Origin of the sequence: Streptomyces sp. NPDC059900, from assembly GCF_050270335.1 — a bacterium.
In the GTDB taxonomy this organism is placed as follows: Bacteria; Actinomycetota; Actinomycetes; order Streptomycetales; family Streptomycetaceae; genus Streptomyces.
Genome location: NZ_JBNNJZ010000062.1, coordinates 24,141 through 29,261, shown reverse-complemented (window position 1 = coordinate 29,261; position 5,121 = coordinate 24,141). Strand labels below are relative to the sequence as shown.

General features: G+C 72.6%; 2 protein-coding genes and 1 pseudogene. 2 read left to right on the top strand and 1 reads right to left on the bottom strand.

The genetic code is table 11. The features are described 5' to 3' along the window. A pseudogene (locus ACQKIP_RS12435) lies at positions 1 to 366 on the top strand (crotonyl-CoA carboxylase/reductase); the annotation flags it as partial. Positions 367 to 387: 21 nt separating this feature from the next. Then, positions 388 to 2,247 carry a 3-hydroxyacyl-CoA dehydrogenase family protein gene (locus ACQKIP_RS12430; protein ID WP_365861516.1) on the top strand — a complete coding sequence of 620 codons (1,860 nt, stop codon included), beginning with the start codon at positions 388 to 390 and terminating at the stop codon, positions 2,245 to 2,247. A gap of 44 nt (positions 2,248 to 2,291) precedes the next feature. On the opposite strand, the gene ACQKIP_RS12425 is transcribed toward ACQKIP_RS12430, so the two are convergent. Next, a complete protein-coding gene (locus ACQKIP_RS12425; protein ID WP_365861514.1) occupies positions 2,292 to 4,892 on the bottom strand; it encodes a helix-turn-helix transcriptional regulator in 2,601 nt (866 codons plus the stop codon). Between the last annotated feature and the right edge of the window lie 229 nt (positions 4,893 to 5,121).

Below are 5,121 nucleotides of genomic sequence, written 5' to 3'. Positions count from 1 at the left end.
GTCTACGTCACCCGCAAGGGCGGCACCATCACCACCTGCGCCTCCACCTCGGGCTACATGCACGAGTACGACAACCGCTACCTGTGGATGTCCCTGAAGCGCATCATCGGCTCGCACTTCGCCAACTACCGCGAGGCGTGGGAGGCCAACCGCCTGATCGCCAAGGGCAAGATCCACCCCACGCTCTCCAAGGTCTACTCCCTTGAGGACACCGGGCAGGCGGCCTATGACGTGCACCGCAACCTCCACCAGGGCAAGGTCGGCGTCCTCGCGCTCGCGCCCCGCGAGGGCCTGGGCGTGCGCGACCACGAGAAGCGCGCCCAGCACATCGACGCCATCAACCGCTGCCGCGTCGCGGCGAACTGACACGGACAAGGAACGCAAGACATGGCCCGGAAAACAACCGTGGTGGGCGTCGTCGGTCTCGGCTCCGTCGGGGAACCCCTGCTCCGCCTCCTGAACGCCGCGGGCTACGACGTCGTCGGGGTGGACCGCGAGCTCGACGTGGTGTCGGCGGTGGACCAGCGCATGAAGGCGGCGCTGGCCGGCGCGACGGACAGCCCGGAGAGCCCGGAGAGCTCGGAGAGCCCGAACGGCACGGACGCCCCGGCCGCCCCGGGCGCGTACACACTCACCAACGACACCGCGGCGCTCGGCTCGGCCGATCTGGTGATCGAGGCCGTGTCCGAGGACCTCGCCGTCAAGTCCCAAGTGCTGCATCGCCTCAACAGCGTCTGCCCGGACCCCACGGTCCTGGTCAGCGTCACCGCCTCGCTCCCGCTGGCCCGCCTGGCCATCGCGTCGGGGCGCCCCGGCCGGACGCTGGGCCTCCGGATGCTGCGTCCCGTGTGGACCGGTGGGTCCGCCGAGGCGGTGCCCACCTCCATGAGCGAGGGTGAAGCCCTGGGCGTCCTGGAGGAGTTGCTCACCGAGGTCGGCCTGACGCCGGGCTCCCTGGGCGCGCGTCCGGGCCGGGCGGCGACCGGCCTCGTGTACGCGTTCCTCAACCGAGCCGTCGCCATGGTCGAGCAGGGGTACGCCGGGCAGGAAGCCGTCGACACCGCCATGCGCCTGGGCTGCGGACTGCCCTTGGGCCCGCTCGAACTGCTCGACGAGGTCGGCCTGGACACCGCGCACGCGGTCCTGTCCGACCTGCACTCCCGCACCAAGGACGCCGGGTTCCGGCCGGCACCGCTGCTCACGTCGATGGTGCGGAGCGGCACCCTCGGCCGGAAGAGCGGGCAGGGCTTCTACCGCTACGACGAAGACGGCGGACGCCTCGCCGTTCCCGCCGGAACCGGAACCGGAACCGGAGGCACCAGGTCCGCCGTCTTCGCCGAAGCCGCCGAATCCCCCCAAGTCTCCGCAGCCCGCGGGAACGAACCGGGAGTGACCGTCGGACGGGTGGGGATCCTCGGGTCCGGGACCATGGCCAAGGGCATCGCCGAGTGCGCCGTGCTGGCCGGGGTGCCCGCCGTCCTGGTGGCCCGCTCCCCGGAGAAGGCAGGGCTCGCCGTGGACGCCGTCGAGGCCTCCCTGACCAGGTCCGTACGCCGGGGCAGGTGCCACCCGGACGACAAGGCCCGGGCCCTCTCGCTGCTCGAAGCCACCGACTCCATGCAGGCGTTGGGCGACTGCGACATGGTGATCGAGGCCACCGCCGAGGACCTCGTGGTCAAGCGGTCCCTGTTCGCCTCGCTCGGCTCGGTGTGCCGCCCCGGCACCCTGCTCGCCACCACCACCTCCAGCCTGTCGGTGGAGGACTGCACCGAGGCGGCGGGCCGTGCCGGTGACGCCCTGGGACTGCACTTCTTCAACCCGGCTCCGGTCATGAAGCTGATCGAGCTCGTCCGCACCCCGGCGACCGGCGAGCACAGCATGGCGGTCGCCCGTGCCTTCTGTGCCCGGCTCGGCAAGACGGTGGTGGAGTGCGGTGACCGGGCGGGCTTCATCGTCAACCACCTGCTGTTCCCCTATCTCGCCGACGCCGTGCGGCTGCTGGACCAGGGGGATGTCGGCATCGAGGAGATCGACGCGGCGGTGCAGCGGGGCTTCGGCTACCCCATGGGGCCCTTCACGCTGCTCGACAGCATCGGCCTGGACGTGTCGCTCGCCATCCTGCGGAGGCTGCACCAGGAGTTCCCGGAGGGCGGCTGTGAACCGCCGGCAGCACTTGAGCAGCTGGTGGCGCAGGGCTGCCTCGGCCGGAAGACCGGCCAGGGGTTCACCCGGCCGTTCAGGGCCTGATGCCGCCGTTCAGGGCCTGATCCCGGTCACCCGGGGCCTGTCGCTCAGGGGCGGATCACGGTCCGGTCCGCCAGCGCCTGCGGCAACGCCCGTCGTCCTCGTACGCCCAACTTGTGGTAGATGCGGGTGAGGTGCTGCTCGACCGTGCTGGGTGTGATGAAGAGCCGCTCGGCGATGTCGCGGTTGGTCAGCCCGTCCGAGGCCATGAGGGCGACCCGCTGCTCGGCGCGGGTGAGTCCCTCGGCGGTGCCGCGCTCGGGTCCGGGGGACGGGGTCAGGGGCTGCTTCGGGATCCCGGCCGGGGCCCGGAGCGGGGTCCGGGCCGAAGGGGTCTCGGTCGGTTCCGGCACGTGGGAGTTGACCCGCTCGAAGAGCGCCACCGCGCGCGAGCGCAGCCAGCTGCTGCCCGGGTCCGGCTCGGCCAGCTCCGCCGTGAGGAGCTCGCGGGCCCGGCCGGGGCTGTCGACCTCGATGAGCGCCTCGGCCGCGTACACCCGCCAGGCCGTGAACACGGAGACGTCGAGCTTCCAGGCGGCCATCAGGTCCCGGCAGGCGTAGAAGTCGCCGAGCGCCGCCTGGTAGCGGCCGACGGACAGGTGGTGGCGACCCCGTGCCTGAAGGTAGTGCAGGCCGGGCAGGGTCTGGAACATCACGGGGGGCACGGGAACGCGGAAGCACTCGGCCGAGGCCTCGATGTCGCCGAGTTCGGCGCAGGCCAGGACCTTGGCGGAGAGCGGCAGGCCGAGCGCGACGCCCCACGCCTGCGGCGGAATCAGTGTGAGCGCCTCGTCGGCGCGCTGCCGGGCGACTTCGAAGTTGCCCAGCCAGCTCTCCACCGTCGCACTGGCCGCGGCGAAGATCGCACGGGCCTGCGGGGTGCGCGGACCGGCCCCGCGTACGAGCAGTTCGCACCACTCGGCGGCCCGGTCGAGCCGGGCGGCCCGGATGAGCGAGACGAGCGCGGCCATGGCGGGGGCCACGGGCGGATCGTGCAGGACCACGCTTTCGAGGAGACGTTCGGCGGCGTCGAGCGCCCCGCTGGTCGGCCCCCCGGAGAGCAGCGACGACAGTACGAGGGCGCCGTCCGAGTGCGGATCCACGGCCATGACGCCGCCGATGCCGGTTGCTTCGGCGGGCGCCGCCGCGTGCTCATGGGCCCCGAGTACCGGGTAGAAGTAGGCGAACCACACGTGCATGGTGTCGAGTCGCACCCGGATTTCGCCGGACAGCTCGTCCCGTACGCCGTCCAGGTCGGCGAAGAGGGTGGCCGCTTCCTCGGGCCGGCCGAGCCAGAGCAGATAGGTGATCAGCGTCATGCTCTGCCCGCAGCTCAGATAGCCGTTGGCGTGGTCGTCCAGGAGCTCGGTGAGGTGGCGCCGGACCGCACCGGGGTCGGTCTCCCACTCGGCCCGGGTGAGTTCGACGCGGATCACGGCCCGCTGCGGCGCGCTCGTGCTCGTGTCGTACGCCCTTCGCAGACAGGTCACGGCCCCCTCGGCGTCGTGGTCGGCGAGTGCCTGGGCGGCGGCCTCCCGCAGCACGGGGATGGCCCAGGGGTCCGCACAGGGTCCGGCGCAGACGAGATGCCGGGCCACCTGGCCCGCCGCGGCGCCGCTCTCGTGCAGCACCCGGGCGGCCGTGCGATGCAGGGCGGCGCGCTCCTCCGGTGTCACGCCCTCAAGGACGGTGGTGCGGGCCTCCTCGGTCCGGTACCGGCCCGCTTCGGTGAGGCCGACGGCGTCGAGCGCGGACATCGCGAGGGCGGTGCGGAGCCGGAGGACCCGGTCGAGGAAGTCGTGCGTGGCGGACGCGCCGAGGACGGCGAGGGCGCGGGCGACCCGCAGCTCGTCAGGGCCGAGCTGATCGAGGACGTACTGGACGGCGAGCCGGAAGAGCTCGCCGCCCGCCGGGGTCCCGTCCTCGGCGAGCCGCTCGGCGGAGCGGTCCCAGAGCAGCGCCTGCAGAAGCAGGGGGCTCCCCCCTGAAGCGCGGCGCAGGGCGGGGGCCGCGTGCGCGGCGCGGTCGTCGCCGAGGTGCTCGGCGATCAGGCTCTCGGTGCACTCCGCGCACAGGGGGGAGAGGCGGATCAGGGTGCACTCGGGGTTGCACAGACAGTCGGCGGTCAGGGCCGAGCTGCCCTGCCGGCCGCCGCCCGCCCGCTCGCCGAGCACGACGAGGACGCGCAGGGCGCCCACCCGGCGCATGAGGTGCTGGAGGCATTGCAGCGAGGCCGCGTCGATGTCCTGCGCGTCGTCGACGGTGAGGACGACGGGGGCCCGCCGGGCCAAGAGGGCGAGATGGCGGTAGAGGCTGTCGGCCGCCTTGGCCATGACGGGGGCGGGGCCCTCGATGAACTCAGTGAACTCGGCGAACTCGGCGAGCTCCCCGGCCTGGCCGGGCGGGAGTGACGCGGTCGCCAGGAGCTGGCTGACGACGCCGAGAGGGAGGTCGCGCTCCGCCGGAGAGGCGACCGCGGTCATGACGATGGCTCCGGATTCCTCGGCGAGCTCCTGCGCATGCCGGATCAGGGAGGTCTTGCCCATGCCGGGTGCCCCCGTCACGAGCACGGCGCGGCCGCCCGCACCCTCCCGTACTCGTGAGAGCACGCCACCGATGACGTGCCGCGCCCGACATCGCTCCACCATGTCCATCGCCGCTCCTCCCCCAGGCAGCCGACTTCACGCTGGCCCGTGCATGGGCCAGGTAGATCAAAGCATGTCCGGGGCCGGAACCCGTCGGGTGGCCGGGCACGTAGTTGATCTTGACGGGGTCCACCGCCCCCCTAGGTTCCGCGCACGGCCCCGCCCTCCCCCGACACCCCGGTGCATTGAGCGCGCCCACATTGTGTTTTCGCACTAGGTAGCGTAAGAAGCG